The sequence below is a fragment of the Morganella psychrotolerans genome, from assembly GCF_965118875.1.
GTDB lineage: Bacteria > Pseudomonadota > Gammaproteobacteria > Enterobacterales > Enterobacteriaceae > Morganella > Morganella psychrotolerans_C.
The window spans coordinates 1-1753 of sequence record NZ_CBCPJD010000040.1; the positions used below are offsets into that span (position 1 = coordinate 1).

The window sequence follows — 1753 nt, forward strand, 5'->3', positions numbered from 1 at the left end:
CAGATAGACAGCAACACTCGGGCTGCTATCTATTCATTTGTGTACAACGTCGGACCCGGTGCTTTTTCCCGCTCCACGATGCTGCGCAAACTGAATACCGGTGATATTGCCGGAGCCTGTGACGAAATGAAGCGCTGGACATTTGCCGGTGGTAAAAAGTGGCAGGGTCTGATTAACCGGCGTGAAACGGAGAATGCGGTATGTCACGGAACCCCGTAGTGCTGATCATCCTCTCTATCATCTTACTGACGGCCTGCCTGCTGGCTGGCTGTTACCTGTATTCACTCCCGAATTACTGTAAACCGCTGCCGGGGCATCCGCAGGCGGCTGTGATTCATTATGAGTGTGAAGCGCCATGAACTGGAAAGAAGCGGTGATTGCCGCACTGATCCTTGCAGCTGCCTGGTGGGTATATGACACCTATCAGGATAACCAGCGGCTGAGATCTGACAATACAACCCTGAGCAGCCAGCTTGAAGAGCAGATTGAAATCAATAAAGACTATCAGAACCGTGCACAGAAACTTCACGAATTGGATACCAGACATACACAGGAGCTGGCAAATGCAAAAACTGAAATTGGGCGGCTGCGTATTGCTGCTGACCGTAATCCTGAGCGGGTGTACATCAAAGCTAGCTGCCCAAAGACCGGCCGCGCTGACGCCACCGGCATGGATGATGCAGTCCCCGCCCGACCTGATGACACCGCTGTCCGAAATTATTGGTTACTCAGAGAGCGGATTGCAGAATCAGAGCAGATGATTAAGGGACTGCAAGAGTACATAAATACAGAACTCTTGAAATAATTGATACCTAAATAAATTAGACTTTAAAAATAAAAATTATTTTCATATATATAGTCATAACTCTTGTAAATCTATTATTTTTTTACCAGTTTTGTATTAAACAAAGTGTCTTTTGGAAGTGAGTTTTATCAAGGTTATTTGTTATATCTTTATTTACATTATCACTAATGCTTAATTTATAGGTGTAATTTGAAATTTTTGCATTTGATAGCACCAATCCTAATTTGTGATTTAGCCATATATTCATGTTATTTATGTAAGCGTTAATGTCACAATAAATTCCATTTTTTAAGTTTGAACAAGCGAAAACACCGGATTCTAACGTTGATTCTTTTATTATTTCTTGTAGGGTTTGTAGTGTGGAAGTAAAATCACGTTGGGTACTATGATTCATTTTTTGTGTTACTGAACCAGTAAAGTATGATCCAAAATCATTGACCGCTGTCATCTGTAATGTAAGGTGATTCACTAAGACATTCCAGTCAGAAGTACTAAGTGAACCATTTGATGGATGGTTGTGTATTAAGTGAGAATTGTATTTATCTATATATTTGAGCATTTTTTCTGTCAGTTCTCCACCTTGCTTTCTATTTATGCTGCAGTCGATGTATTCATTGTTTTTACCTAGTAATATATGTATCTCAAATATATTTCCACCGTTATTGTTGGCGTGAGTTTGGTATTTTTTTAAAAATGAGATGCAGTGTTTGAAATTGCAGCATTTGTTATTTAAATATTTTTTTAATATGGAATCTGTTTTTTCTTTTATTTGTATTTTCTCACATTCTGAGTCTATGTTTACTTGTGAAATTAAATTAAATAATTTGGGCATTAGATTTATTTACTCCTATTGAGTTAAACGATAATGAACAAATATATCAGAATCACAAGTAAACGTAATCATGGTCACTTTTATTGGAGCCAGCCATGCCACCACGCATCCCCCGA

General features: G+C 39.1%; 4 protein-coding genes. 3 read left to right on the forward strand and 1 reads right to left on the reverse strand.

The annotated features are described in order from the left end of the window. The 3 genes from ACMHKJ_RS19135 to ACMHKJ_RS19145 form a co-directional block, all read left to right on the forward strand. On the forward strand, nt 1-219 hold a 219-nt coding region (locus ACMHKJ_RS19135; RefSeq protein WP_413496410.1), incomplete at its 5' end, for a glycoside hydrolase family protein. Continuing rightward, nucleotides 201-359, forward strand: a complete 159-nt coding sequence (locus ACMHKJ_RS19140) for a hypothetical protein (RefSeq protein ID WP_413496411.1) — start codon at nt 201-203, stop codon at nt 357-359. The genes ACMHKJ_RS19135 and ACMHKJ_RS19140, both read left to right, overlap by 19 nt. Next, a complete protein-coding gene (locus ACMHKJ_RS19145; protein ID WP_413496413.1) occupies nt 356-805 on the forward strand; it encodes a lysis protein in 450 nt (149 codons plus the stop codon). The genes ACMHKJ_RS19140 and ACMHKJ_RS19145 overlap by 4 nt, the downstream gene beginning before the upstream one ends. Nucleotides 806-887: 82 nt before the next feature. On the opposite strand, the gene ACMHKJ_RS19150 is transcribed toward ACMHKJ_RS19145, so the two are convergent. Continuing rightward, nucleotides 888-1637, reverse strand: a complete 750-nt coding sequence (locus tag ACMHKJ_RS19150; RefSeq protein WP_413496414.1) for a hypothetical protein — start codon at nt 1635-1637, stop codon at nt 888-890. Between the last annotated feature and the right edge of the window lie 116 nt (nt 1638-1753).